Below are 24,040 nucleotides of genomic sequence, written 5' to 3'. Positions count from 1 at the left end.
CAGTTATTTCCAGATGTTGAACGGCGTCTGCATCCAGCCACCGACCACGACCAGCCACACGAGGGTGACGGGAATGAAGATCTTCCAGCCCAGACGCATGATCTGGTCATAGCGGAAGCGCGGGAACGTCGAGCGCACCCACAGGAACATGGTGACCACGCAGAAGGTCTTGGCGCCGAGCCAGATCCAGCCCGGGATGAAGCTCAGGAACTCGAACGGGGGCAGCCAGCCGCCGAGGAACAGGATGACGGTCAGGATCGAGACCAGCCACATGTTCGCGTACTCGGCCAGGAAGAACATCGCGAAGCTCATGCCCGAGTACTCGATCATGTGACCCGCGACGATTTCCGATTCGCCTTCCACCACGTCGAAGGGGTGGCGGTTGGTCTCGGCCAGGCCCGAGATGAAGTAGACGACGAAGATCGGCAGCAGCGGCAGCCAGTTCCACGACAGGAAGCCGACGCCGAGGTTGGCGAACATGCCCTTGCCCTGGACGTTCACGATCTCGCTCATGTTCAGGCTGCCGGTGACCATCAGCACCACGACGAAGCAGAAGCCCATCGCGATTTCGTAGCTCACCATCTGGGCCGATGCACGCAGCGCGCCCAGGAAGGCGTACTTCGAGTTCGAGGCCCAGCCCGCGATGATCACGCCATAGACCTCGAGCGAGGTGATGGCCATCACGAACAGCAGGCCGGCGTTGATGTTGGCGAGCGCGACGTCGGGACCGAAGGGAATCACGGCCCAGGCGGCGAGCGCCGGCATGATGGTCATGATCGGGCCGAGCAGGAACAGGCCCTTGTTGGCGACCGTCGGAAGGATGATTTCCTTGGTCATCAGCTTGAGCGCGTCGGCGATCGGCTGCAGCAGGCCCAGCGGCCCGATGCGGTTCGGGCCCACGCGGATCTGCGTGAAGCCGATGGCCTTGCGTTCCCACAGCGTGAGGTAGGCCACCGCCAGCATCAGCGGGATGACCACGACGATGATCTTGATCAGCGTCCAGATGACGGGCCAGACCACGCCGGTCCACCAGCCGGCGGCGACGAGACCCTGGCCGAAGCCGTGAATGGCGTCGATCATGCCGACACCTCCTCGGCCTGAGCGCTGGCGGGCGCGGCACCGATGCCATGGCCCGCGTTGCGCGCGTCGGCGGTCAGTTGCAGCGACGGCGCGCGGCGCACGATCGAATCGAGCTGGTAGATGCTCGCGACCACGGGCGCGGCCGCGCCGTTGTCGGCCGCCGCAGCGGCACCGGTGGCGTTGCGCAGCGCATCGGCCGGCAGCGCGCCGTTGTCGCCCACCGTGCGCAGCACGTCGGCGGTCGATTCGAACGCGAAGCCTTGCAGGCCCAGCAGGTTGGCGAGCACGCGCAGCACCTTCCAGGCCGGACGGGCCTCGCCCTGCGGCTTGACCACGGCGTGGAAGCTCTGCAGGCGGCCTTCGGCATTGACGAAGCTGCCGGGCGTTTCGGTGAACGGCGCGATCGGCAGCAGCACGTCGCTGAATTCGAGATTGGCCTTGAACGGGCTCAGCGTGACCACCATCTGCGCATTGCCGATGGTGTCGGCGGCAGCGGCGCCGGCGGCCGAGTCGAACACCGGCTCGGTGTTCAGCAGCAGCACGGCCTTGAGGCCGGAGCCGGCGGCGAGCATCTGGCCGGCGTGAAGGCCGCCGTTCTTCGGGAACGCGCCCACGAGCTGCGCGCCCACGGTGTTCGCGGCTTCGGTCAGGTAGCCGACGCTGGCGCCGGTCTGCGCGCCGATCCAGTTGGCCAGCGCGAGCAGGCTGCCGGCCTGCGCATGGTGCGCGGCCGCATTGCCCAGCAGGATGGCCTTGCGCTCGCCGCTCAGCAGCGAGGCGGCGATGGCCTGCGCGGTGGCGTCGGGCGCGTTGGCGGGTGCCAGCGGCGAAGCGGCGCCGGTGGACTGGCCCACCACGGTCGCGATCGCGGCCAGCACTTCGATCCATTGGCCGGCATCGACGATGGCGGCCTGCGCGGGCTGGATGGCCCAGGCTTCGGCGTCGGCCATCAACTGCTTCGAGGTCAGCACGCTGAGCGCGGCGCCCTTGCGCACGGCCTGGCGGATGCGCTGCGCGAACAGCGGATGGTCCTTGCGCAGGTTCGAGCCGACGACGAAGGCGCGCTGCAGTTGGGTCAGCGAGGCGATCGAGGTGCCGAGCCAGCGGATGCCTTCGAAGGCCGTGAATTCGGCGTTGCGCAGGCGGTAGTCGATGTTGTCGCTGCCGAGCTCGCGCGTGAGCAGCGCGGCGAGCTGCAGCTCCTCGAGCGTGCTGTGCGGGCTGACCAGCGTGCCGATGCTCTGCGCGCCATGGTCGGCCTTGATCTGCTTGAGGCCGTTGGCCACGTACTCGAGCGCGGTCTGCCAGTCGACCTGCTGCCATTGGCCGCCCTGCTTGAGCATGGGCTGCGTCAGGCGCTCGCCGCCGTTGAGCGCTTCGTACGAGAAGCGGTCACGGTCGGCGATCCAGCATTCGTTGACGTCTTCGTTCTCGAGCGGCACCACGCGCATCACGCGGTTGTTCTTGACCTGGACGATCAGGTTGGCGCCGGTGGAGTCGTGCGGGCTCACCGACTTGCGGCGCGACAGTTCCCAGGTGCGGGCGCTGTAGCGGAAGGGCTTGCTCGTGAGCGCGCCGACCGGGCAGATGTCGATCATGTTGCCCGAGAGCTCGGAGTCGACCGAGTCGCCGAGGAAGGTTTCGATTTCCGAGTGCTCGCCGCGGTGCGACATGCCGAGCTCCATCACGCCGGCCACTTCCTGGCCGAAGCGGACGCAGCGCGTGCAGTGGATGCAACGGCTCATCTCTTCCATGCTGATCAGCGGGCCCACGTCCTTGTGGAACACGACGCGCTTTTCTTCCTCGTAGCGCGAGGAGGAACCGCCGTAGCCCACGGCCAGGTCCTGCAGCTGGCATTCGCCGCCCTGGTCGCAGATCGGGCAGTCCAGCGGATGGTTGATCAGCAGGAACTCCATGACCGACTGCTGGGCCTTGATCGCCTTCTCGCTCTTGGTGCGGACGATCATGCCCTGCGTGACGGGCGTGGCGCAGGCCGGCATCGGCTTGGGCGCCTTTTCGACGTCGACCAGGCACATGCGGCAGTTGGCCGCGATGCTGAGCTTCTTGTGATAGCAGAAGTGCGGAATGTAGGTGCCGGCCTTGTCGGCAGCATGCATGACCATGCTGCCTTCGGCCACTTCGACCTTCTTGCCGTCGAGTTCGATTTCAACCATATGTCTTTTTCTCGCGCTCAGGCCTGGACCGTTGCTTTCGGGACGTAGCCCGGGATCAAGGCTTCGAACTCGTGGCGGAAGTGCTTGATCATGGCGCGCACCGGCATGGCCGCCGCGTCGCCGAGGGCGCAGATGGTGCGGCCCATGATGTCGCCAGCGACGGAGTCCAGCAGCTGCAGGTCGCTGGGCTTGCCCTGGCCGTTGTGGATGCGGTCGACCACGCGGTAGAGCCAGCCGGTGCCTTCGCGGCACGGCGTGCACTGGCCGCAGGATTCGTGCATGTAGAAATACGAGAGGCGCTTGAGCGACTCGACCATCGAGCGGCTGTCGTCCATCACGATCACCGCGCCCGACCCCAGCATGGAGCCGGCCTTGGAGATGGAGTCGTAGTCCATCGTGCACTGCATCATGATGTCGGCCGGCAGCACCGGTGCCGACGAGCCGCCGGGAATCACGGCCTTGAGCGTGCGGCCCTTGCGCACGCCGCCGGCCAGTTCGAGCAGCTTGGAGAACGGCGTGCCCATCGGCACTTCGTAGTTGCCCGGCAGTTCGACGTCGCCGCTGACCGAATAGATCTTGGTGCCGCCATTGTTCGGCTTGCCGCACTCGAGGTACGCCTGGCCACCGTTGCGGATGATCCAGGGCACCGCCGCGAAGGTCTCGGTGTTGTTGATGGTGGTCGGCTTGCCGTACAGGCCGAAGCTGGCCGGGAACGGCGGCTTGAAGCGCGGCTGGCCCTTCTTGCCTTCGAGCGATTCGAGCAGCGCGGTTTCCTCGCCGCAGATGTAGGCGCCGAAGCCGTGGGCGGCGTGCAACTGGAAGTTGTACGTGCTGCCCATGATCTTGTCGCCCAGATAACCGGCGGCGCGCGCCTCCTCGAGGGCTTCCTCGAAGCGCTCGTAGCTCTGGAAGATCTCGCCGTGGATGTAGTTGTAGCCCACGCTGATGCCCATCGCATAGGCGGCGATGGCCATGCCCTCGATCACGATGTGCGGGTTGAACTGCAGGATGTCGCGGTCCTTGCAGGTGCCCGGCTCGCCTTCGTCCGAATTGCAGACCAGGTACTTCTGGCCCGGGAACTGGCGCGGCATGAAGCTCCACTTCAGGCCGGTCGGGAAACCGGCGCCGCCGCGGCCGCGCAGGCCCGAGGCCTTGACTTCGGCGATCACCTGGTCGGGCGTCAGGCCCTCGGTGAGGATCTTGCGCAGCGCCTGGTAGCCGCCGCGCGCCTCGTAGTCGGCGAGATGCCAGTTGGTGCCGTCGAGGCCGGCATAGATCTGGGCGCCGATGTGGCGGTCATGGAAGCAGGTCTGCACGCCGGTGGCGCGGAACTGCGAAAGAACCTGATCGGGCGTCATCACGAAGCCTCCCCGGGGGTTGCACTGCGCAGGCCATCGACGAGCTGGTCGAGCTTGTCGTTGCTCATGAAGCTGCACATCGTGCGGTCGTTGACCAGCATCACCGGCGAATCGGCGCAGGCGCCCAGGCATTCGCTCTGCTGCAGCGTGAACAGGCCGTCGGCCGTGGTCTCGCCCATCTTGATGCCGAGCTTCTTCTCGAGGTGCACGAGAGCGGTGACGCCATCGCGCAGCTGGCACGGCAGGTTGGTGCAGACGTTGAGCTTGTACTTGCCCACCGCATGCTGGTTGTACATGTTGTAGAAGGTCGTGACCTCGTGCACCGCGATCGGCGCCATGCCGAGGTACTCGGCGATCTCGCGCTCGCGCTGGGCGCTCACGAAACCCTCGTCCTGCTGCACGATCGCCAGGCAGGCCATCACGGCCGACTGCTTGCCGGCCTCGGGGTACTTGGCCACCTCGCGCGCGAAGCGTTCGAGGGTCTCAGGCTTCAGCGGCGCCGAAGGCGCCGCGTGAGTGTCATGGGTAGAGGAAGTCATTCGCTCTTTCTCACCTGTCGATTTCGCCGAACACGATGTCCATCGTGCCGATCACCGCGACAGCGTCGGCGATCATGTGGCCGCGCGACATTTCGTCGAGGGCGGCGAGGTGCGGGAAGCCAGGGGCGCGGATCTTCAAACGGTACGGCTTGTTGGCGCCGTCGCTCACGAGATAGATGCCGAACTCGCCCTTCGGATGCTCGACGGCGGCATAGGCCTCGCCCTCGGGCACGTGGAAGCCTTCGGTGAAGAGCTTGAAATGGTGGATCAGCTCCTCCATGTTCGCCTTCATCGATTCGCGCGCGGGCGCGGCGACCTTGTGGTTGTCGGTGATCACCGGGCCGGGGTTGGCGCGCAGCCATGCCGCGCACTGCTGGATGATCTTGTTGGCCTGGCGCATCTCCTCGACGCGCACCAGGTAGCGGTCGTAGCAGTCGCCGGTGCGGCCGACCGGCACGTCGAACTGCATGCGGTCGTAGACGTCGTAGGGCTGCTTCTTGCGCAGGTCCCATTCGACGCCCGAGCCACGCAGCATCGGGCCGGTGAAGCCGAGGTTGAGCGCGCGCTCCGGCGTGACCACGCCGATGCCCACGGTGCGCTGCTTCCAGATACGGTTGTCGGTGAGCAGCGTCTCGTACTCGTCGACCATCTTCGGGAAGCGCTTGCAGAAATCGTCGACGAAGTCGAGCAGCGAGCCCTGGCGGTTCTCGTTGAGCTTCTCGATCGCCTTCGCGTTCTTGATCTTGCTGACCTTGTACTGCGGCATCACGTCCGGCAGGTCGCGGTACACGCCGCCCGGACGGAAGTAGGCCGCGTGCATGCGCGCGCCCGACACCGCCTCGTACATGTCGAACAGGTCTTCGCGTTCGCGGAAGCAGTAGATGAGCATGTTCATCGCACCGCAATCGAGGCCGTGCGCGCCGAGCCACAGCAGGTGGTTCAGCAGCCGGGTGATCTCGGCGAACATGACGCGGATGTACTGCGCGCGGATCGGCACCTCGAGGCCCATCATCTTCTCGATGGCGAGGCAGTAGGCGTGCTCGTTGGACATCATCGACACGTAGTCGAGGCGGTCCATGTAGGGCAGCGACTGGATGAAGGTGCGCGATTCGGCGAGCTTCTCGGTCGCGCGGTGCAGCAGGCCGATGTGCGGGTCGGCGCGCTGGATCACTTCGCCGTCGAGCTCGAGCACCAAGCGCAGCACGCCGTGTGCCGCGGGATGCTGGGGACCGAAGTTGAGGGTGTAGTTCTTGATTTCGGCCATGTCAGTGGAGTCCGCCGCCGTAGTTGTCTTCGCGGATCACGCGCGGCGTGATCTCGCGCGGCTCGATCGATACCGGCTGGTAGACCACGCGCTTCTGCTCTTCGTCGTAGCGCATCTCGACATGACCCGACACCGGGAAGTCCTTGCGGAACGGATGGCCGATGAAGCCGTAGTCGGTCAGGATGCGGCGCAGGTCGTCGTGGCCTTCGAACACGATGCCGTAGAGGTCGAAGGCCTCGCGCTCGAACCAGGTCGCCGCGTTCCACACCGGCTGCAGGGAGTCGACCACCGGCAGGTCTTCGCTGGGCGCGAACACCTTGAGGCGCACGCGCTGGTTGAGGCTCACCGACAGCAGGTGCGAGACGACGCCGTAGCGCTCGCCTTCCCACTCGCCTTCGCGGTAGTCGGAATAGTCCATGCCGCAGAGATCGATCAGTTGCTCGAAGCGGCAGCCCGGCGCGTCGCGCAGCAGCAGTGCCGCGTCGATGTAGTCGGCAGCACCCACCACCACAGTCACTTCACCCAGCGCAACGGTCACGCTCCGAGCCTTGTCGCCCAGGGTCTGCACCAGAGTCGCCTGCAGCGCCTCCGGAGAAATTGCAAAGTCGGTCATCTCGGCAATTCCTCAGGCACGCGCGATGGTGTTGGTGCGGCGGATCTTCTGCTGCAGCTGGATGATCCCGTAGAGCAGCGCTTCGGCGGTGGGCGGGCAGCCCGGCACGTAGACGTCGACCGGAACGATCCGGTCGCAGCCACGCACCACCGAGTAGCTGTAGTGGTAGTAGCCGCCGCCGTTGGCGCACGAACCCATCGAGAGCACCCAGCGCGGCTCGGGCATCTGGTCGTAGACCTTGCGCAGTGCCGGCGCCATCTTGTTGCACAGCGTGCCGGCCACGATCATCAGGTCGGACTGACGCGGGCTCGGACGGAACAGCATGCCGAAACGGTCGATGTCGTAGCGGGCCGCGCCCGCGTGCATCATTTCGACCGCACAGCAAGCCAGACCGAACGTCATCGGCCACAGAGATCCGGTCTTCGCCCAGTTCACCACCGAGTCGTAGGTGGTCGTGACGAAGCCTTCCTTGAGAACGCCTTCAATGGCCATCGTGTAGCTTCCTTATTCCCAGTCGAGCGCGCCTTTTTTCCACTCGTAGGCGAAGCCCACGACGAGGATGGCGAGAAAGATCATCATGGCCCAGAAGCCGACAGCACCGATCTCCTTGAGCGCAATGGCCCACGGGAAGAGAAAGGCAATCTCCAGATCGAACAGGATGAAGAGAATGGCAACCAGGTAATAGCGCACGTCGAACTTCATGCGCGCATCCTCGAAGGCCTCGAAGCCGCACTCGTAAGGCGCGTTCTTGGCTGCGTCAGGCCGATTGGGGCCGAGGATGTATCCGATGACCTGTGGAGCGACGCCTACGCCGACCCCGACCAGAATGAACAAAAGGACGGGAAGGTAGGAATCGAGGTTCATCGGGAGCTTTCACCGCTTGCCACCGACAGAAGCACCTTCATGAGGCGTCCTGTCGGTGAGATTTGGTGCGGTCGGCGAGACTCGAACTCGCACAGCTTTCGCCACTACCCCCTCAAGATAGCGTGTCTACCAATTTCACCACGACCGCGGTTTTTTCTGTTCGGATGGCATGAGGTGCCTACAAAGAGGTTTGGCTTTCCGAACAGCTTTAGAGTTTACCCTGAAATGAAGCCATTTCTTACGGGTCACTCTGAAAACATCAGAGTTACTTGCTGGGAATCTGTCCCGCGCCAGCCGCGGGCGCACTCGCGGGAGCCGTAGCAGGCGCCGCGCCCGACTGGCCCGAGGGAATCTGGCCTGCCGCACCCGAAGCCGGCGTGGCGGGCACGCCGATGGCCGCACGCTCCAGCAGGCTGCCGCCACCCGTGGGACGTGCGTGACTGAAGTAGGCCAGCAGCAGCGTGCAGGCGAAGAACACCGCGGCCAGCACGGCCGTGGTGCGCGAGAGGAAGTTCGCGCTGCCGCTGGCGCCGAACAGGCTGCCGGCGCTGCCGCTGCCGAAGGCCGCGCCCATGTCGGCGCCCTTGCCGTGCTGGATCAGGATCAGCCCGATCATCACCAGCGCCGACAGCATCTGCACGCCGACCAGAAGGTTGAGGACCACGTTCATTCGTTCTTACTCCTAATTGATGCCTGCCCTGCCCGCTTCAGCGGACGGCGGCGGAAATGATCTGCAAAAAGTCGGGGGCCTTCAGGGAAGCGCCACCGATCAGGCCGCCGTCGATGTCGGCTTGCGCCAACAGTTCGGCCGCGTTGGCGGCATTCATGCTGCCGCCGTAGAGGATCTTGATGCCGGCCGCGTGCTCGCTCGCGGCGTGATGCAGTTGCGCACGCAACACCGCGTGCACCGCCTGCGCCTGTTCGGGCGTGGCGGTCTTGCCGGTGCCGATGGCCCACACGGGTTCGTAGGCGACCACGATCTCGCTGATGCAGTGGCCGTTCACGTGGATGACCGCCGCCAGCTGGCGCTTCACCACTTCCTCGGTCTGGCCCGCTTCGCGCTGCGCCAGCGTCTCGCCGACGCAGACGATCGGCGTGATGCCGTTGGCCAGCGCGGCCGCGGTCTTCGCGGCCACGGCATCGTCGGTCTCGCCGTGGTACTGGCGGCGCTCCGAATGGCCGACGATGGCATAGCGCACACCGAAGTCCTTCAGCATCGCCGCCGACTGCTCGCCCGTGAAGGCGCCCTGCGCCTGCGCGGAAATGTCCTGCGCGCCCAGCGCCATCGGCGAACCCGCCAGCAGCGACTGCAGTTGCGCGAAATACGGCGCGGGCGCGCACAGCGCGATGTCGCACGCAGGCGCATTCGCCGCGAGCCCCTGCCGCAGCGCCGTCACCAGCGCCTCGTTGGCAGCCAGGCTGCCATTCATCTTCCAGTTCCCTGCGATCAGTTTCTTGTGGGTCGTCATCGTGCTCGTCTCGTCACCAGGTCAGCACGATCTTGCCGATGTGCTGATTCGATTCCATCAACGCATGCGCCTGCGCCGCGCCGCTGGGCTCGCCGGCCGCCGCGAAGGTGCTGTGGATCACCGGCTTGACCGCGCCGCTCTCGAGCAGCGGCCACACCTTCTCGCGCAGCGCCCTGGCGATCGCGCCCTTGAATGCCACCGGCCGCGGACGCAGCGTCGAGCCCGTGATCGTGAGCCGCTTGCGCAGCACCAGGCCCGCGTTGATCTGGCTCTTGACGCCACCCTGCACCGCGATGATCACCAGCCGGCCGTCCTCGGCCAGGCATTCGACCTCGCGCGCCACGTAGTCGCCCGCGACCATGTCGAGGATGACGTCCACGCCCTTGCCGCCGGTCAGCGACTTCGCCACTTCGACGAAATCGGCCGTGCGGTAGTTGATCGCGTGATCGGCGCCGAGTTTCAGGCAGGCTTCGCACTTGTCGTCGCTGCCGGCCGTGACGATCACGGTCGCGCCCAGCGCCTTGGCGATCTGGATCGCCGTGACGCCGATGCCGCTCGAGCCACCCTGGATCAGCAGGGTTTCGCCCTTTTGCAGCCGGCCGCGCTCGAACACGTTGCTCCAGACGGTGAAGAAGGTCTCGGGCAGCGAAGCCGCCTCGACGTCGCTCCAGCCCTTGGGCACCGGCAGGCACTGCGCCACCGGCGCCACGCACAGCTGTGCATAGCCGCCGCCGGCGATCAGCGCGCAGACACGGTCGCCGATCGCGAAGCCCGCCTCGGCCAATGCCGCGGCATCGCCCGACACGATCTCGCCGGCCACCTCGAGGCCCGGCAGGTCGGAGGCGCCGGGCGGCACCGGGTAGTGGCCCATGCGCTGCAGCACGTCGGGGCGGTTGACACCGCTGGCCGACACGCGGATCAGCAGCTCGCCCGCGCCGGCGACCGGATCGGGACGATCCGTGACGCGCAGCACCTCGGGGGCGCCGTACGAAGCGATTTCAATGGCTTTCATGGTCTCCTGGCCTCCAGCCGCCCGTGCGACGGGCGCATTCAGCAATCGGAAAGGCAAAGGCGGCGCGCGGCGCATGCCGCGGCCGCCATGGCCTTCTTACTCCTGCGACTCGCGCGGAGCCTGCGGCTGCTGCGACTCGCCGGCCGGAGCCTGCTCGTTGCGCGGCTGCTGCTGGTCGTTGTTGAAGCGCGGAGCGCGCTCGCCGCGGTCACCGCGGTCACCGCGATCGCCGCGATCACCACCACGGTCGCCGCGGTCGCCACGGTCACGGCGCTCGCCGCCACGGTCACCGCGGTCTTCGCGCGGCGGACGCTCGCTGTATTCCATGCCGGCCGGACGCTCGGTCAGTGCCTTCATCGACAGCTTGACGCGACCCTTGTCGTCGGTCTCGAGGACCTTGACCTTCACGATCTGGCCTTCGCTCAGGTAGTCGGTCACCTTCTCGACGCGTTCGTGCGCGATCTGGCTGATGTGCAGCAGGCCGTCCTTGCCGGGCAGCAGGTTGATGAGCGCACCGAAGTCCAGGATCTTGGTGACCGGGCCTTCGTAGATCTTGCCGATCTCGACCTCGGCCGTGATCTGCTCGATGCGCTTCTTGGCCTCTTCGGCCTTGGCCGGATCGGTCGACGCGATGGTGATGGTGCCGTCTTCGTCGATGTTGATCTGCGTGCCGGTTTCTTCCTGCAGGCCGCGGATGACCGCGCCGCCCTTGCCGATCACGTCGCGGATCTTCTCGGGGTTGATCTTCAGCGTGGTCAGGCGCGGTGCGAACTGCGACACGTCGGCCTTGGCCTCGCCCATCGCTTCCTGCATCTTGCCGAGGATGTGCATGCGCGCTTCCTTGGCCTGCGCCAGCGCGACCTGCATGATTTCCTTGGTGATGCCCTGGATCTTGATGTCCATCTGCAGCGCGGTGATGCCGTTGGTCGTGCCGGCCACCTTGAAGTCCATGTCGCCGAGGTGGTCCTCGTCGCCCAGGATGTCGGTCAGCACCGCGAAGCGGTTGTCTTCCTTGATCAGGCCCATGGCGATGCCGGCCACGTGGGCCTTCATCGGCACGCCGGCGTCCATCATCGAGAGGCAGCCGCCGCAGACCGAAGCCATCGACGAGGAGCCGTTCGACTCGGTGATCTCCGACACCACGCGCACGGTGTAGGGGAACTCTTCCTTGTTCGGCAGCACGGCGACGAGAGCGCGCTTGGCCAGGCGGCCGTGGCCGACTTCGCGGCGCTTGGTCGAGCCCATGCGGCCCACTTCACCGGTGGCGAAGGGAGGCATGTTGTAGTGGAACAGGAAGCGGTCCTCGAACTCGCCGGCCAGCGCGTCGATGCGCTGCGCGTCGCGTTCGGTGCCCAGCGTGGTCACGACCAGCGCCTGGGTCTCGCCGCGCGTGAACAGCGCCGAGCCGTGGGTGCGCGGCAGCACCGAGTTGCGGATCTCGATCGGGCGCACGGTGCGGGTGTCGCGGCCGTCGATGCGCGGCTCGCCTTGCAGGATCTGGCTGCGCACGATGCGCGCTTCGATCGCGAACAGCAGGTCGCTGACCTTGCCGGCGTCGAATTCGGCGCCTTCGGCCTTCAGGGCCTCGTAGACGCTGGCATTGGCTTCGCGCAGGGCCTGGGTGCGGGCCTGCTTGCTGCGGATCTGGTAGACGGCGCGCAGCTTCTCCTCGGCCAGGCCGTTGACCTTGGCGATGAAGGCCTCGTCCTTGGCTTCGGGCGCCCAGGTGCCTTCCTTGACCCACAGCGGCTTGCCGGCGTCGCGCACCAGTTCGTGGATGGCGTTGATCGCCACCTTGCCCTGTTCGTGGCCGAAGACCACGGCGCCGAGCATGATCTCCTCGGCCAGTTGCTGGGCTTCGGACTCGACCATCAGCACGGCGGCTTCGGTGCCGGCCACGACGAGGTCCATCTGCGAATCCTTGCGCGCGGTCTGGCCCGGGTTCAACACGTACTGGCCGTTGATGTAGCCCACGCGCGCGGCGCCGATCGGGCCGTCGAACGGAATGCCCGAGACCGACAGGGCGGCGCTCACGGCGATCATCGCGGCGATGTCGGCGTCGACTTCGGGGTTCAGCGACACGGTGTGGATCACCACGTGCACTTCGTTGAGGAAGCCCTCGGGGAACAGCGGACGGATCGGGCGGTCGATCAGGCGGCTGGTCAGGGTCTCGAGCTCGCTGGGCTTGGCTTCGCGCTTGAAGAAGCTGCCGGGGATCTTGCCGGCGGCATAGGTCTTCTCGATGTAGTCGACGGTCAGCGGGAAGAAGTCCTGGCCCGGCTTGGCGCTCTTGGAAGCGACCACGGTGGCCAGCACGACGGTGCCGTCGATGTCGACCAGCACGGCGCCCGTGGCCTGACGGGCGATTTCGCCCGTTTCCATGACGACGGTCTTGTCGCCCCATTGGAAGGACTTGGTGACTTTGTTGAAGAGGCTCATGTTTGCTCCTGTTTTAGTAGCAGATCATCGAAGATCCGCAGGATCTCGGAGGGCTTTCTCAGAACACGATGCCATTCCAGCGAAGCTCGGCTCGAACTTCCCTGGAATGACACAGCTTCGCTCTGTAGGGCACCCCGAAAGTGGTTCGCGAAGTAAAAAACGCCTGAGCTAGCGGACTAACCCAGGCGTTTTTTCATGCGATTCGGCTTACTTGCGCAGGCCCAGCTTGGCGATCAGCGCGGTGTAACGGTCGGCGTCCTTGGACTTCAGGTAATCGAGCAGCTTGCGACGGCGGCTCACCATGCGCAGCAGGCCGCGACGGCCGTGGTGGTCCTTGGCGTGCGTCTTGAAGTGGGGGGTGAGCTCGTTGATGCGGGCGGTCAGCAGTGCGACTTGCACTTCGGGGCTGCCGGTGTCGTTGGCTGCGCGGGCGTTGTCCTTGACGACTTCGGCCTTGATGGAGGCTGCGATCATTGGTTTTTCCTTTGTTCCGGTGGTGTTTGACTTGCGGTGGGTGCTGGAACTGCGCTCACCGTGCGCCTTGCGGCATGCAAAGCCTTGGGATTATACATCGGCCGTCCCGGACACCCCTTCCCGGCGGCGCCCGTCGAGCGAGACCAGGGCCACCGCCCCCAGCACGCAGGCCGCGCCGGCCACCTGCGACCAGCCCACCGGTTCGCCCAGCCACCAGGCCGCGAGGGCCAGCGCCGACACCGGCATCAGCGCCGTGAACAGCGCCGCCTCGGCGCCGCTGAGCCGGGCCGCGCCCGCGTACCAGAGCAGGAAGCCCGCCACCGTCGGCACCAGCGCGTAGTAGGCCACACCGGCCAGCGCCTCGGCCGGCACCGCCTGCAGCCAGGCACGCTCGAGCAGCGCGGGCGGCAGCGACAGCAGCAGCCCCAGCGCGGTCATCGCGCTCGACTGCGCGAGCGGCGGCAGCGGCACGCGCAGCCGCTTGTTGAGCAGGATGAACAGCGATTCGAACGCCACCGCGCCCAGCACCAGCAGGTTGCCGAGCAGCGCGGCCGGCGTGCGCGCGCCACCCTCCCCGCCCGGTCGCAGCGTGATCGCCAGCACGCCCAGGCTCGCGAGCACGATCCCGCCGATCAGGTAGCGCCCGGGCCGCTCGCGCAGCGCGAGCACCGCCACCAGCGCGGCGATGGCCGGCAGGGTGCCGGCCACCACGCCCGCGTCGGCCGCCGGCGCCCAGCGCAGGCCCAGGATCAGCAGCACCGTGTAGCCCACGCTGCCCGCGGCCGCCTGGCACAGCAGCAGCCAGGCATCGTGCCGGTCCGGACGCGGCCAGCGCACGCGCATCCACCGCATCAGCACCACGAACACCGGCAGCGCCAGCGCGAAGCGCAGCGCGGTCGCCGTGAACGGCGGCAGGCCGCCCGCGATCAGCTTGCTCGCGACCACCGTGCTGCCGACCGTGACCATCGCGAGCGCGCACAGCCACATCCCCTTGCCGCGTTCCGACATACCTGTCGCCTTTCATTTGCAGAAAGCGCGAGCGTCTCCCGCCGGAGGCGCGGCGGTCTTGAACGAAATTGCAGGGGACCGGCTCAGGCGCCGTGCGCGGCCGCATAGGCCCCGGGCGTGAAGCCCAGGAAGCGCACGAAGGCCCGCGTCATGTGGCTCTGGTCGGCGAAGCCCGCGCCGGCCGCGGCATCGGCCAGCGCCCGCCCCTGCGCGATCAGCCGGCGCGCGCGCGACAACCGGCACTGCTGCAGCCAGGCATGCGGCGGCAGCCCGAAGGCGGCCGCAAAGCCGCGCAGCAGCTGCCAGCGGCTCAGGCCGGCCTCGTGCGCGAGCTCGGCGAGCGTGGGCGCGGTCACGCAGTCGTCGGCGATGCGTGCCCGCGCGCGTTCCAGCGCCACGGAGGCGATGCGAGGCGCGGGCTCCGGCGCCAGCGCGCCCGGTGCATCGCGCAGCAATTCGAGCACGCCCTGCTCCAGCGCCAACGCATCGGCGCCCTCGGCCACGCGCGCGAACAGCCGCTCGACCCCGCACCGCAGCGCCGGATCGTTGAGCACCGGCCGCGTCAGCTCGAGCCCGGGCGCGGCATCGGCCAGCAACGCGGGCGCCAGGTGCAGCATGCGCCAGGCGCGCGCCTCGCCGCGCAGCGCGACGCCGTCGTGCACCTCGCCCGGGTTGACCGTGATGACGTCCCCGCGCACCGCCTCGACCGCGCCGCGGCCACTGGCCGAGCGCTGGCCGCCGCGGTCGATCACGCCGATGCCGTAGACGTCGTGCATGTGGCGCGGAAAGCTGCGCGCCGATTCGGCCGCGATCGTCTGCAGGCCCGGCAGCGCCGAGCCGCGGACGCGCACGGAGTCGACGGGCGCGGGCCTCGGCGACATTCAGCCCTGCTGCTTCGCGAGCCAGCCGCGCAGCCGCTCCACGCCCTGCACCAGCCGCTGCGGATCCTTCGAGGCGAAGCACCAGCGCAGCCAGCCCTGCCCCTCGGGGGCGAAGGCATTGCCGGGCGCGAGCCCGAGCCCGGCCTCGACCACCAGCCGCTTGGCCACCTCGAAGGAATCGTCGAAACCCTCGAGCCGGAAGAAGGCGTACATGCCGCCCCTGGCCGGCGCCACCTGCACGCCCGGCACGGCTGCCAGCAGCGGCACCAGCGTGTCGCGGCAATGCTTGAGGTGCGTCACCACGCGCGGCGTGATCTCCGCCGTGTGCTCGATCGCCACCACCCCGGCGCGCTGCGTGAACACGCTCGCGCACGAGGTGTTGAACTCGATCAGCTTGCCGATGCCCTCGACCAGCGCGGGCGGCAGCACCAGCCAGCCCAGGCGCCAGCCGGTCATCAGGAAGCTCTTCGAGAAGCTGTGCGTGACCACCAGCCGGTCGTCGGGCCGCGCGATGTCGAGGAAGCTCGGCGCGCAACCATTGGCCGTGGGCTCGAAGTACAGGCGCTCGTAGACCTCGTCCGCGAGGATCCAGGTGCCGGTCTCGCGGCAATGGTCGAGCACGGCCTGCTGTTCCTCGCGGGTCATCGTCCAGCCGGTCGGGTTGTTCGGCGCGTTGACGATCAGCAGCCTGGTGGTCGACCTGACCGCCGCGCGCAGCGCCTGCAGGTCCAGCGTCCATTCGCCCCGCACCGGCACCAGCGGCACCGTGCGCACCGTCGCGCCGAGGATCGCGGGCTGCGCCGTGAGGTTGGGCCACACGGGCGTCACCGCGACCACCTCGTCGCCGGCATCGACCAGCGCCTGCACCGCGAGCATCAGCGCGCTCACGCCGCCCGAGGTGACGGCGATGCGCGAGGCATCGACCGCGGGATGCAGGCTGCTGGTGTAGCGCGCGATCGCCGCGCGCAGTTCGGGCAGGCCGAGGTTGTGGGCGTAGAAGGTCTCGCCGCGCTGCAGCGAATCGATCGCCGCCTGGCGGATGACTTCGGGCGTGACCTCGTCGCTCTCGCCGAACCAGAAGGCGAGCACGTCGCTGCGGCCGAGGCCGGCATTGGCGACTTCGCGGATCTTGGAGGCTTCGAGGTTGTGGATGGCTTGGCGCATGCTGTGTTTTTCTTTCGTTGTCGTCGTGTCTTCGCTTCGTGCCTTCAGGGGCGCTTCATCTTGCACGAAGTCGGCAGCTCCGCGCGCTCGGGAGCAATGGTCTTGATCACGCGAAAGCCGTAGCCCGAGCCCTCGACGTCGAACTGCACGCCCGGTCGGCCCTGCTTGTCCATCACGCCGACCACGAGCTGCTGCTGGAACTGGTGGTCGGCCGCGCGCATGCGCCCGCGCTGGCCGTACAGCGTGACGTCGGCCTGCTCGAGCGCGCGCGCCACCGCCACGGTGTCGGTGTTGCCCGCGCGCTCGAGCGCCTGCGCCAGCGACTCGATCAAGAGCTGCATGCGCATGTGGACGTAGTCGTCCGCGGGCTTCGGAAAGCGCGTGCGGAAGGCGCGGTAGAAGGCCTCCGACTGCGGCGTCTGCACGTTCGGCAGCCAGTCGGCCACCGCGATCACGCGGCCGATGCCGGCATCGCCGATGGCCGCGGGCGCACCCAGCGCATTGCCGTAGAAGGTGTAGAAGGTGCCGTTGAAGCCGGCCTCGCGCGCGGCCTTCACGAGCAGCGTGAGGTCGTTGCCCCAGTTGCCCGTGACCACCGCCTGCGCGCCGCTCGCGATGATCTTGCTGGCGTAGGGCGCGAAGTCCTTCACCTTGCCCAGCGGATGCAGCTCGTCGCCGACGATCTCCACGTCGGGCCGCAGCACGCCGAGCTGGCGCCGCGATTCGCGCAGCACCGCCTGGCCGAAGCTGTAGTCCTGCCCCAGCAGGTAGATGCGCTTGAGCGCGGCGTCGTCCTTCACCACGTCCATCAGCGCGGCCACGCGCATGTCGGCATGGGCGTCGAAGCGGAAGTGCCAGAAGCTGCAGCGCTCGTTGGTCAGCGAGGGCTCGACCGCCGCGTAGTTGAGGAACAGCATGCGCCGCTGCGGGTCGCGTTCGTTGTGCTTGTCGATCGCATCGATCAGCGCCGCCGCGGTGGCCGAGGAGTTGCCCTGCAGCACGATGCGCGCGCCATCGTCGATCGCGGCGCGCAGCGCCGACAGCGCTTCCTCGTTCTGCCCCTTGCTGTCGTAGCGGTCGAGCTGCAGCGGCCGCGCGCCACCCGGCAGCCTGATGCCGCCGCGCGCATTCACGCGCTCCACGGCCCACAGCAGGTTGCGGAACACCGCCTCGCCGGTGTTGGCGAACGGGCCGCTCATGCTCTCGATCAGCGCCAGGCGGATGGGTGCGGGCGGGGTCTGCGCGAGCGCCGCGAAGGGCCTCGCGCATAGCGACAGTGCCGCGAATTTCAAGGCCTGGCGGCGCTCGAAAAAGCTGGAATTCATTGACTTGAAACGCGCGCCGCTGGGCCTAGATGAGGTTTCAAGCGGCACTCAGGATTGAACGGCCGCGCAGTGTAAGGGACACACATTCCATGTCCCCATTGTGTTCATTCAGGAGTACTTCCATGTTTTTCGCACCCGCTCTCCGCGCCACCCGCTTCACCCCCCGCGCCTACGATCGCGCCTTCGAACGCTTCGTGAACGATGCCTTCGCCGGCACCGCGCGCCGCTCGCCGCTGGTCGAGCAGGACGACAAGAGCTGGACCCTGTCGCTCGACGTGCCCGGCTTCGCCCGCGAGGACCTGAGCATCGGCATCGAAGGCGCCGTGGTCCGCATCGAGAGCAAGGCCGACGCCAAGCGCCAGTTCAAGGCCGCCTATGAGCTGCCGCTGGACATCGACGCAGCGGCCAGCGAAGCCAGGCTCGAGAACGGCGTGCTGACCCTGAAGCTCGCCAAGGTGGTGCCGGTCAGCCAGGTCTCGCAGCTGCAGATCAACTGATCCAGGCGCAACCGACCTGCGAAAAAGCCCGCGCGGCGACCAGCCGCGCGGGCTTTTTCATGGGCGTTCTCAGGCTGTGGCGGGCAGGTCCGCCGACAGCGAGGCCATCGGCCAGCGCGGCTTCACGTCGAAGGCGTAGCGCTCGGTGGGCTGCGACAGCCCCGACTGCAGCCGCATCGCCGCGGCCATCGCGATCATCGCGCCGTTGTCGGTGCACAGGTGCAGCTCGGGGTAGTGCACGCGCACGCCGCGCTTCGCGCAGGCGGCATTCAACTGCTCGCGCAGCATGCGGTTCGCGCCCACGCCGCCGGCCACCACCAGCCGCTTGAGGCCGGCCTGGTCGAGCGCGGCCAGCGACTTCTTCAGCAGCACTTCGACGATCGCCGCCTGCGTGGAGGCCGCGAGGTCGGGCTTGCGCGCCTCGAGCGAATCGCCGAGCTTCCTCGCCTGCGTGAGCACGGCCGTCTTGAGGCCGGCAAAGGAGAAATCGAGATCGCCGCTGTGCAGCAACGGGCGCGGCAACTTGAAGGCCGCCGGATCGCCACCCTCGGCCAGCTTGGCGAGCCAGGGGCCGCCGGGGTACGGCAGGCCCATGAGCTTGGCGCTCTTGTCGAAGGCCTCGCCGGCCGCGTCGTCGATGGTTTCGCCCAGCAGCTCGTAGCGGCCCACGCCGTCCACGCGCATCAGCTGGGTGTGGCCGCCCGAGACCAGCAGCGCCACGAAGGGGAACTCGGGCGGGTCGGCGCTCAGGAACGGCGACAGCAGGTGGCCTTCGAGATGGTGCACGCCCAGCACGGGCTTGCCGAGCGCCGCGCCCAGCGCGCAGGCCACGCCCGCGCCCACGAGCAGCGCGCCCGCGAGGCCGGGGCCGCGGGTGTAGGCGACCACGTCGACCTCGGCCAGCGCGCGCCCGGCCTCGGCCATCACGGCATCGGTCAGCGGCAGCACGCGGCGGATGTGGTCGCGGCTCGCGAGTTCGGGCACCACGCCGCCATAGGCCTGGTGCATCGCGATCTGGCTGTGCAGCGCATGCGAGCGCAGCACCGGCAGCGCGTCGCCATGCGACTCGACCAGCGCCACGCCGGTCTCGTCGCAGGAGGATTCGATTCCTAGAAGCAGCATGGCCGCGAGTGTAGGCGGCGGGCGATAGGGGCTGCTGGCGCGGGGGTACGGCACGGATGTTGCTGCGGTTCGGGCACCCCATGAAATCCGGACTGCACTTCCTGATCGCCGCGCGGCGCAGCGAGATCGACGCGCTCGAGCAACTCGCGCGCACCAGCGAGCTGGTCGGCGCCGTGGGCCGGCTCGTGCATGCGCTGCAGCGCGAGCGCGGCATGTCGAACCTGTTCCTGGCCTCGCGCGGCGCGCGCTTCGGCGACCAGCGCGATCCGCAGATCGCCGAGTGCGTGGCACTCGAGCAGGCGGTGCGGCTGGGCTTCGACCGGCTCGAGGCCGAGGCGCACGGCCGCGCGGGCGACGGCAACCACACGCGTCTGTTCAGCCGCATCGCCTGGGTGCTGCCGGGCCTGGACGGCCTGCCGGCCCTGCGCCGGCGCATCGGCGCGCTCGAACTGCAGCCCGCGCAGGCCACCGCGGCCTTCGCCAAGCTGGTCGCGGGGCTGCTGTCGGTGGTGTTCGAGGCCGCCGACGGCGCCACCGACCCCGAGATCTCGCGCCTGCTGGTGGCGCTGTTCAACTTCATGCAGGGCAAGGAGTTCGCGGGCCAGGAGCGCGCCCTCGGCGCCGCCGCCCTCGCCATGGGCCGCGTCGACGACGCCCAGCGGGCCCAGTGGCTGCACCTGGTCGAGTCGCAGGAGCGCTGCTTCCAGGTCTTCACCGAGTTCTCGAATCCCGCGCTGCTCGCGCTGTGGCGCCAGAGCCAGAGCGACAGCACCCTGGCCGGGCTCGAGCGCATGCGCCGCATCGGCACCGTGCATCCGGGCGCGGCGCCCGCGGGCGGCCTGCCCGATCCGCGGCTGAGCCAGGCCTGGTTCGACTGCTGCAGCGCGCGCATCGACGCCATGCGCACCGTCGAGGACCAGTTGGCCGACGACCTGCGCCTGCAGTGCGGCCACAAGACCGCGCAGGCGCGGCGCGAACTCGAGGACTACCAGCGCCTGCTCGACACCCTGGCGCCGCGCGACGACGGCGAGCGCTTCTTCGACGACGTGCTGGCGCCTGCGCCCGCCGCCGCGCGTCCGGCCGCGCCCGAGGCCGCCACGCTCTATGGCCGCACGCTCGAGCGCTCGGTGCTCGACATGGTGCAGGCCCAGTCGCGCCGGCTGCAGGCCATGGGCGACGAGCTCGAGACCGTGCGCGCCTCGCTCAACGAGCGCAAGCTGGTCGAGCGCGCCAAGGGCCTTTTGATGGCACACCGCCGGATGAGCGAAGAAGAGGCGCACAAGATGCTGCGCCAGACCGCGATGAACCAGAACCGTCGGCTGGTCGACGTGGCCGAGTCGGTGCTCGCGATGGCCGACTACCTGCCGCGTTGACCTGCGCGTCGATCGGTTCGCTCTGGTGCAGTGCACAACAACCGTGCCTGCCGACGCGCCGGCCGCCTTTTCCCACCGAATCGAAGGCCCGGGCGCACCCATACGGCGCATCGAGCTAGCAAAGCCATAGCAAAAACACGCGCGGCAGGGCTGGCACGCGCTTTGCTCAAGACATTTCATGAGGCCTTCGGGCCTCCAGGCAGAGGGCCCCCAATGGCGGGGGCCGTCCACCGACCCGGACAAAGGCGTCCTTATCCCGCGGGGCTGGCTCGTTTGCGAGCAGCCCCCGCGGTGGTGAGGACGCCTTTTCGTTTTTGTCTTCCGCCTTTCTCTTCGCAGGAGTCCGCCCCATGTCCGATCCGCTGCAAACCAAACTGAGCCGGCGCCGCGTGCTGCAGGCCGCCGCCATCGGCGCCGTCGGGATCGATCCCGCGCTGCGCGCCGCCGTCTGGGCCCAGGGCTCCGACAAGCCCGAGAAGGAGGAAGTGAAGATCGGCTTCATCCCGCTGACCGACTGCGCCAGCGTGGTGATGGCCTCGGTGCTGGGCATCGACAAGAAGTACGGCGTGAAGATCGTGCCGAGCAAGGAGGCGAGCTGGGCCGGCGTGCGCGACAAGCTGGCCAACGGCGACCTCGACATGGCGCACGTGCTCTACGGCCTGGTCTACGGCATGCACCTGGGCCTGAGCGGCCCGAAGAAGGACATGGCCGTGCTCATGACCCTCAACAACAACGGCCAGGCGATCACGCTGTCGAAGAAGCTGGCCGACAAGGGCGCGGTCGACGCGGCCTCGCTCGCCAAGCTGATCGCCAGCGAGAAGCGCGAATACACCTTCGCCCAGACCTTCCCCACCGGCACCCACGCGATGTGGCTCTACTACTGGCTCGCCTCGGCCGGCATCGACCCGTTCAAGGACGTCAAGAACATCACCGTGCCGCCGCCGCAGATGGTGGCCAACATGCGCGTGGGCAACATGGACGGCTACTGCGTCGGCGAGCCCTGGGGCCAGCGCGCGATCATGGACGGCATCGGCATCACGGCCATCACCACGCAGGACATCTGGAAGGACCATCCCGAGAAGGTGCTCGGCACCACGGCCGAGTTCGCGAAGAAGTACCCGAACACCGCGCGCGCCGTGACCGCCGCCGTGCTCGAGGCCGGCAAGTGGATCGACGCCGGCCTGCAGAACAAGAACAAGATGGCCGAGACCATCGCCGACAAGAGCTACGTCAACACCAGCGTGGACGCGATCAACCAGCGCATCCTGGGCCGCTACGTCAACGGCCTGGGCAAGAGCTGGGACGACCCCAACCACATGAAGTTCTACAACGGCGGCGCGGTCAGCTTCCCCTACCTGTCCGACGGCATGTGGTTCCTCACGCAGCACAAGCGCTGGGGCCTGCTCAAGGAGCATCCCGACTACCTCAAGGTCGCGACCGAGATCAACCGCATCGACATCTACAAGCAGGCCGCGGCCGCCACGCAGACGCCGGTGCCCAAGGACCCGATGCGCAGCAGCAAGCTGTTCGACGGTTCGGTCTGGGACGGCAAGGACCCGAAGAAGTACGCCGAGTCCTTCAAGCTCCATGCATAGGGAGAACACCATGGTCAGCGCAGTCTTCCATTCGCCGCTCGAGGCGGTCGCCGCGCCGTCGGCCCCGGCCCTCGCGGCCAAGCCGGCGGCCGCCACCGCGGCACCCGTTCGCCCCCTGCCCGCGCCCGAGCCGCGGGTGCGCACGCCGCTCGATTTGCGCGCCTTCTGGATGCGCGTGCTGCCGCCGCTCGCGGGCTTCGGCCTGCTGCTGCTGGTGTGGGAGATCGTGGCCATGCGCAGCACCACCGGCTTTCCCTCGCCGCTGGCGGTCTGGCAGCAGGCGCTCACGGTGTTCAGCGATCCCTTCTACAGCAAGGGCCCCAACGACCAGGGCGTGGGCTGGAACGTGCTGTCCTCGCTGCAGCGCGTGGCGCTGGGCTTCGGCCTCGCGGCGCTGGTCGGCATTCCGGCCGGCTTCGCGATCGGGCGCTTCGAGTTCCTTTCGCGCATGTTCAATCCGCTGATCAGCCTGCTGCGCCCCGTCTCGCCGCTGGCCTGGCTGCCGATCGGCCTCCTGGTGTTCAAGGGCGCCAACCCGGCCGCGATCTGGACCATCTTCATCTGCTCGATCTGGCCGATGGTCATCAACACGGCCGTGGGCGTGCAGCGCGTTCCGAGCGACTACATGAACGTGGCCAAGGTGCTGAACCTCAGCGAATGGAAGATCCTCACCAAGATCCTGTTCCCGGCCGTGCTGCCCTACATGCTGACCGGCGTGCGGCTGGCCGTGGGCACCGCCTGGCTGGTGATCGTGGCGGCCGAGATGCTGACCGGCGGCGTGGGCATCGGCTTCTGGGTCTGGGACGAGTGGAACAACCTCAACGTCGCCAACATCATCATCGCGATCTTCGTGATCGGCATCGTCGGCCTGGTGCTCGAGTTCGCGCTGATCAAGCTCGCGACGGCCTTCACGTTCGAAGAGGTGAAATCATGATCGACGAGTCGAAGTACATCGAGATCCACGGCGTCGAGCAGGCCTTCAAGACGCCCAAGGGCCGCTTCGTCGCGCTGCGCGATGTGAACCTGAACGTGGCCAAAGGCGAGTTCATCACGCTGATCGGCCATTCGGGCTGCGGCAAGTCCACGCTCTTGAACCTGATCGCCGGGCTCACCACGCCCACCGCGGGCGCGCTGCTGTGCGCCAACAAGGAGATCAAGGGCCCGGGCCCCGAGCGCGCGGTGGTGTTCCAGAACCATTCGCTGCTGCCCTGGCTCACCTGCTTCGAGAACGTCTATCTCGCGGTCGAGCGCGTGTTCGCCGCCACCGAGAACAAGGCGCAGCTGCGCGCGCGCACCGACGCGGCGCTGGCGCTGGTCGGCCTCACGCCCGCGGCGCAGAAGCGCCCCGGCGAGATCTCGGGCGGCATGAAGCAGCGCGTGGGCATCGCGCGCGCGCTGTCGATGGAGCCCAAGGTGCTGCTGATGGACGAGCCCTTCGGCGCGCTCGACGCCCTCACGCGCGCCAAGCTGCAGGACGAGCTGCTGGCCATCGTGCAGAAGACGCGCAGCACGGTCGTGATGGTCACGCACGACGTGGACGAGGCCGTGCTGCTGAGCGACCGCATCGTGATGCTGACCAACGGCCCGGCCGCCACCATCGGCGAGGTGCTCATGGTCGACATCCCGCGCCCGCGCAACCGCGTCGAGCTCGCGGAGGATCCCGTCTACGTGCATGCGCGCAAGGCCGTGATCGACTTCCTCTACACGCGCCAGGGGCACGTGGAGAAGGCCGCGGCCTGACCCGGGTACGAGCCGGGCCGCCCGGCACGTCGGTGCACACCAGCGCCCC

General features: G+C 67.9%; 23 protein-coding genes and 1 tRNA gene. 5 read left to right on the top strand and 19 right to left on the bottom strand.

What is annotated here, in order from left to right; all coding sequences use genetic code 11:
* Positions 1-3 precede the first annotated feature (3 nt).
* The 18 genes from nuoH to KV106_RS23080 all read right to left on the bottom strand — a co-directional run bounded on the left by nuoH (position 4) and on the right by KV106_RS23080 (position 17,664).
* Positions 4-1,080: an NADH-quinone oxidoreductase subunit NuoH gene (nuoH, locus tag KV106_RS23165; protein ID WP_057592170.1), complete on the bottom strand. Its 1,077-nt coding sequence runs from the start codon at positions 1,078-1,080 to the stop codon at positions 4-6.
* Positions 1,077-3,254, bottom strand: a complete 2,178-nt coding sequence (gene nuoG, locus KV106_RS23160) for an NADH-quinone oxidoreductase subunit NuoG (RefSeq protein WP_261212624.1) — start codon at positions 3,252-3,254, stop codon at positions 1,077-1,079. Before nuoG ends, nuoH begins: the two co-directional genes overlap by 4 nt.
* 17 nt (positions 3,255-3,271) lie before the next feature.
* Positions 3,272-4,612, bottom strand: coding sequence for an NADH-quinone oxidoreductase subunit NuoF (nuoF, locus tag KV106_RS23155; protein WP_057592168.1), 1,341 nt, complete (start codon positions 4,610-4,612; stop codon positions 3,272-3,274).
* The gene (locus KV106_RS23150; protein ID WP_057592167.1) at positions 4,612-5,151 is read right to left on the bottom strand and encodes an NADH-quinone oxidoreductase subunit NuoE family protein; all 540 of its coding nucleotides are present in this window, start codon (positions 5,149-5,151) and stop codon (positions 4,612-4,614) included. The genes nuoF and KV106_RS23150 overlap by 1 nt, the downstream gene beginning before the upstream one ends.
* Before the next feature lie 10 nt (positions 5,152-5,161).
* Positions 5,162-6,415, bottom strand: a complete 1,254-nt coding sequence (locus KV106_RS23145) for an NADH-quinone oxidoreductase subunit D (protein ID WP_057592166.1) — start codon at positions 6,413-6,415, stop codon at positions 5,162-5,164.
* A 1-nt stretch (position 6,416) separates the two neighbouring features.
* Entirely contained in the window at positions 6,417-7,028 is a 612-nt protein-coding gene (locus KV106_RS23140) for an NADH-quinone oxidoreductase subunit C (protein WP_057592165.1), read from the bottom strand.
* Positions 7,029-7,040: 12 nt separating this feature from the next.
* Complete coding sequence (locus KV106_RS23135; protein WP_057592164.1) at positions 7,041-7,520, bottom strand: NuoB/complex I 20 kDa subunit family protein; 480 nt, start codon at positions 7,518-7,520, stop codon at positions 7,041-7,043.
* A gap of 12 nt (positions 7,521-7,532) precedes the next feature.
* The gene (locus KV106_RS23130; RefSeq protein ID WP_012748607.1) at positions 7,533-7,892 is read right to left on the bottom strand and encodes an NADH-quinone oxidoreductase subunit A; all 360 of its coding nucleotides are present in this window, start codon (positions 7,890-7,892) and stop codon (positions 7,533-7,535) included.
* Positions 7,893-7,955: 63 nt separating this feature from the next.
* Positions 7,956-8,040: transfer RNA gene (locus KV106_RS23125), tRNA-Leu, on the bottom strand.
* Between the two features lie 117 nt (positions 8,041-8,157).
* Complete coding sequence (gene secG / locus KV106_RS23120; RefSeq protein WP_261212617.1) at positions 8,158-8,562, bottom strand: preprotein translocase subunit SecG; 405 nt, start codon at positions 8,560-8,562, stop codon at positions 8,158-8,160.
* Between the two features lie 37 nt (positions 8,563-8,599).
* Positions 8,600-9,361 carry a triose-phosphate isomerase gene (gene tpiA, locus KV106_RS23115; RefSeq protein WP_261212615.1) on the bottom strand — a complete coding sequence of 254 codons (762 nt, stop codon included), beginning with the start codon at positions 9,359-9,361 and terminating at the stop codon, positions 8,600-8,602.
* Positions 9,362-9,374: 13 nt separating this feature from the next.
* Positions 9,375-10,373 carry an NAD(P)H-quinone oxidoreductase gene (locus KV106_RS23110; protein ID WP_261212613.1) on the bottom strand — a complete coding sequence of 333 codons (999 nt, stop codon included), beginning with the start codon at positions 10,371-10,373 and terminating at the stop codon, positions 9,375-9,377.
* A gap of 96 nt (positions 10,374-10,469) precedes the next feature.
* Positions 10,470-12,812, bottom strand: coding sequence for a polyribonucleotide nucleotidyltransferase (pnp, locus tag KV106_RS23105; protein WP_261212611.1), 2,343 nt, complete (start codon positions 12,810-12,812; stop codon positions 10,470-10,472).
* A gap of 207 nt (positions 12,813-13,019) precedes the next feature.
* Positions 13,020-13,286, bottom strand: a complete 267-nt coding sequence (gene rpsO / locus KV106_RS23100; RefSeq protein WP_007837783.1) for a 30S ribosomal protein S15 — start codon at positions 13,284-13,286, stop codon at positions 13,020-13,022.
* A 90-nt stretch (positions 13,287-13,376) separates the two neighbouring features.
* Positions 13,377-14,294, bottom strand: coding sequence for a DMT family transporter (locus KV106_RS23095; protein ID WP_261212608.1), 918 nt, complete (start codon positions 14,292-14,294; stop codon positions 13,377-13,379).
* 83 nt (positions 14,295-14,377) lie between these two features.
* The gene (locus KV106_RS23090) at positions 14,378-15,175 is read right to left on the bottom strand and encodes a helix-turn-helix transcriptional regulator (RefSeq protein ID WP_261212606.1); all 798 of its coding nucleotides are present in this window, start codon (positions 15,173-15,175) and stop codon (positions 14,378-14,380) included.
* Complete coding sequence (locus KV106_RS23085; protein ID WP_409976552.1) at positions 15,176-16,387, bottom strand: pyridoxal phosphate-dependent aminotransferase; 1,212 nt, start codon at positions 16,385-16,387, stop codon at positions 15,176-15,178.
* On the bottom strand, positions 16,384-17,664 hold the full coding sequence (locus KV106_RS23080) for a branched-chain amino acid ABC transporter substrate-binding protein (RefSeq protein WP_261212601.1): 1,281 nt from the start codon (positions 17,662-17,664) through the stop codon (positions 16,384-16,386). The genes KV106_RS23085 and KV106_RS23080 overlap by 4 nt, the downstream gene beginning before the upstream one ends.
* A 122-nt stretch (positions 17,665-17,786) precedes the next feature.
* On the opposite strand from KV106_RS23080, the gene KV106_RS23075 reads away from it, so the two are divergent.
* Entirely contained in the window at positions 17,787-18,161 is a 375-nt protein-coding gene (locus KV106_RS23075) for an Hsp20/alpha crystallin family protein (protein WP_261212599.1), read from the top strand.
* 69 nt (positions 18,162-18,230) lie between these two features.
* On the opposite strand, the gene tsaD is transcribed toward KV106_RS23075, so the two are convergent.
* Positions 18,231-19,283, bottom strand: coding sequence for a tRNA (adenosine(37)-N6)-threonylcarbamoyltransferase complex transferase subunit TsaD (tsaD, locus tag KV106_RS23070; protein WP_057592154.1), 1,053 nt, complete (start codon positions 19,281-19,283; stop codon positions 18,231-18,233).
* An 80-nt stretch (positions 19,284-19,363) separates the two neighbouring features.
* On the opposite strand from tsaD, the gene KV106_RS23065 reads away from it, so the two are divergent.
* The 4 genes from KV106_RS23065 (at position 19,364) to KV106_RS23050 (ending at position 23,991) form a co-directional block, all read left to right on the top strand.
* Entirely contained in the window at positions 19,364-20,656 is a 1,293-nt protein-coding gene (locus KV106_RS23065; RefSeq protein ID WP_261212597.1) for a nitrate regulatory protein, read from the top strand.
* Between the two features lie 350 nt (positions 20,657-21,006).
* Positions 21,007-22,251, top strand: coding sequence for a CmpA/NrtA family ABC transporter substrate-binding protein (locus tag KV106_RS23060; protein ID WP_261212594.1), 1,245 nt, complete (start codon positions 21,007-21,009; stop codon positions 22,249-22,251).
* 10 nt (positions 22,252-22,261) lie between these two features.
* On the top strand, positions 22,262-23,185 hold the full coding sequence (gene ntrB, locus KV106_RS23055; protein WP_261212593.1) for a nitrate ABC transporter permease: 924 nt from the start codon (positions 22,262-22,264) through the stop codon (positions 23,183-23,185).
* A complete protein-coding gene (locus tag KV106_RS23050; RefSeq protein ID WP_261212591.1) occupies positions 23,182-23,991 on the top strand; it encodes an ABC transporter ATP-binding protein in 810 nt (269 codons plus the stop codon). Before ntrB ends, KV106_RS23050 begins: the two co-directional genes overlap by 4 nt.
* The last annotated feature ends 49 nt before the right edge of the window (positions 23,992-24,040 follow it).

The organism is Variovorax endophyticus (assembly GCF_025376855.1).
Lineage (GTDB): Bacteria > Pseudomonadota > Gammaproteobacteria > Burkholderiales > Burkholderiaceae_C > Variovorax.
Note: the sequence above shows the minus strand (reverse complement) of the source record. Positions and strands in the feature narration are given on the sequence as shown.

Coding starts and splice junctions, on each gene's coding strand:
- nuoH (WP_057592170.1), bottom strand. CDS start 1,080: ATGATCGACGCCATTCACGGCTTCGGCCAGGGTCTCGTCGCCGCCGGC.
- nuoG (WP_261212624.1), bottom strand. CDS start 3,254: ATGGTTGAAATCGAACTCGACGGCAAGAAGGTCGAAGTGGCCGAAGGC.
- nuoF (WP_057592168.1), bottom strand. CDS start 4,612: ATGACGCCCGATCAGGTTCTTTCGCAGTTCCGCGCCACCGGCGTGCAG.
- KV106_RS23150 (WP_057592167.1), bottom strand. CDS start 5,151: ATGACTTCCTCTACCCATGACACTCACGCGGCGCCTTCGGCGCCGCTG.
- KV106_RS23145 (WP_057592166.1), bottom strand. CDS start 6,415: ATGGCCGAAATCAAGAACTACACCCTCAACTTCGGTCCCCAGCATCCC.
- KV106_RS23140 (WP_057592165.1), bottom strand. CDS start 7,028: ATGACCGACTTTGCAATTTCTCCGGAGGCGCTGCAGGCGACTCTGGTG.
- KV106_RS23135 (WP_057592164.1), bottom strand. CDS start 7,520: ATGGCCATTGAAGGCGTTCTCAAGGAAGGCTTCGTCACGACCACCTAC.
- KV106_RS23130 (WP_012748607.1), bottom strand. CDS start 7,892: ATGAACCTCGATTCCTACCTTCCCGTCCTTTTGTTCATTCTGGTCGGG.
- secG (WP_261212617.1), bottom strand. CDS start 8,562: ATGAACGTGGTCCTCAACCTTCTGGTCGGCGTGCAGATGCTGTCGGCG.
- tpiA (WP_261212615.1), bottom strand. CDS start 9,361: ATGACGACCCACAAGAAACTGATCGCAGGGAACTGGAAGATGAATGGC.
- KV106_RS23110 (WP_261212613.1), bottom strand. CDS start 10,373: ATGAAAGCCATTGAAATCGCTTCGTACGGCGCCCCCGAGGTGCTGCGC.
- pnp (WP_261212611.1), bottom strand. CDS start 12,812: ATGAGCCTCTTCAACAAAGTCACCAAGTCCTTCCAATGGGGCGACAAG.
- rpsO (WP_007837783.1), bottom strand. CDS start 13,286: ATGATCGCAGCCTCCATCAAGGCCGAAGTCGTCAAGGACAACGCCCGC.
- KV106_RS23095 (WP_261212608.1), bottom strand. CDS start 14,294: ATGTCGGAACGCGGCAAGGGGATGTGGCTGTGCGCGCTCGCGATGGTC.
- KV106_RS23090 (WP_261212606.1), bottom strand. CDS start 15,175: ATGTCGCCGAGGCCCGCGCCCGTCGACTCCGTGCGCGTCCGCGGCTCG.
- KV106_RS23080 (WP_261212601.1), bottom strand. CDS start 17,664: ATGAATTCCAGCTTTTTCGAGCGCCGCCAGGCCTTGAAATTCGCGGCA.
- KV106_RS23075 (WP_261212599.1), top strand. CDS start 17,787: ATGTTTTTCGCACCCGCTCTCCGCGCCACCCGCTTCACCCCCCGCGCC.
- tsaD (WP_057592154.1), bottom strand. CDS start 19,283: ATGCTGCTTCTAGGAATCGAATCCTCCTGCGACGAGACCGGCGTGGCG.
- KV106_RS23065 (WP_261212597.1), top strand. CDS start 19,364: ATGAAATCCGGACTGCACTTCCTGATCGCCGCGCGGCGCAGCGAGATC.
- KV106_RS23060 (WP_261212594.1), top strand. CDS start 21,007: ATGTCCGATCCGCTGCAAACCAAACTGAGCCGGCGCCGCGTGCTGCAG.
- ntrB (WP_261212593.1), top strand. CDS start 22,262: ATGGTCAGCGCAGTCTTCCATTCGCCGCTCGAGGCGGTCGCCGCGCCG.
- KV106_RS23050 (WP_261212591.1), top strand. CDS start 23,182: ATGATCGACGAGTCGAAGTACATCGAGATCCACGGCGTCGAGCAGGCC.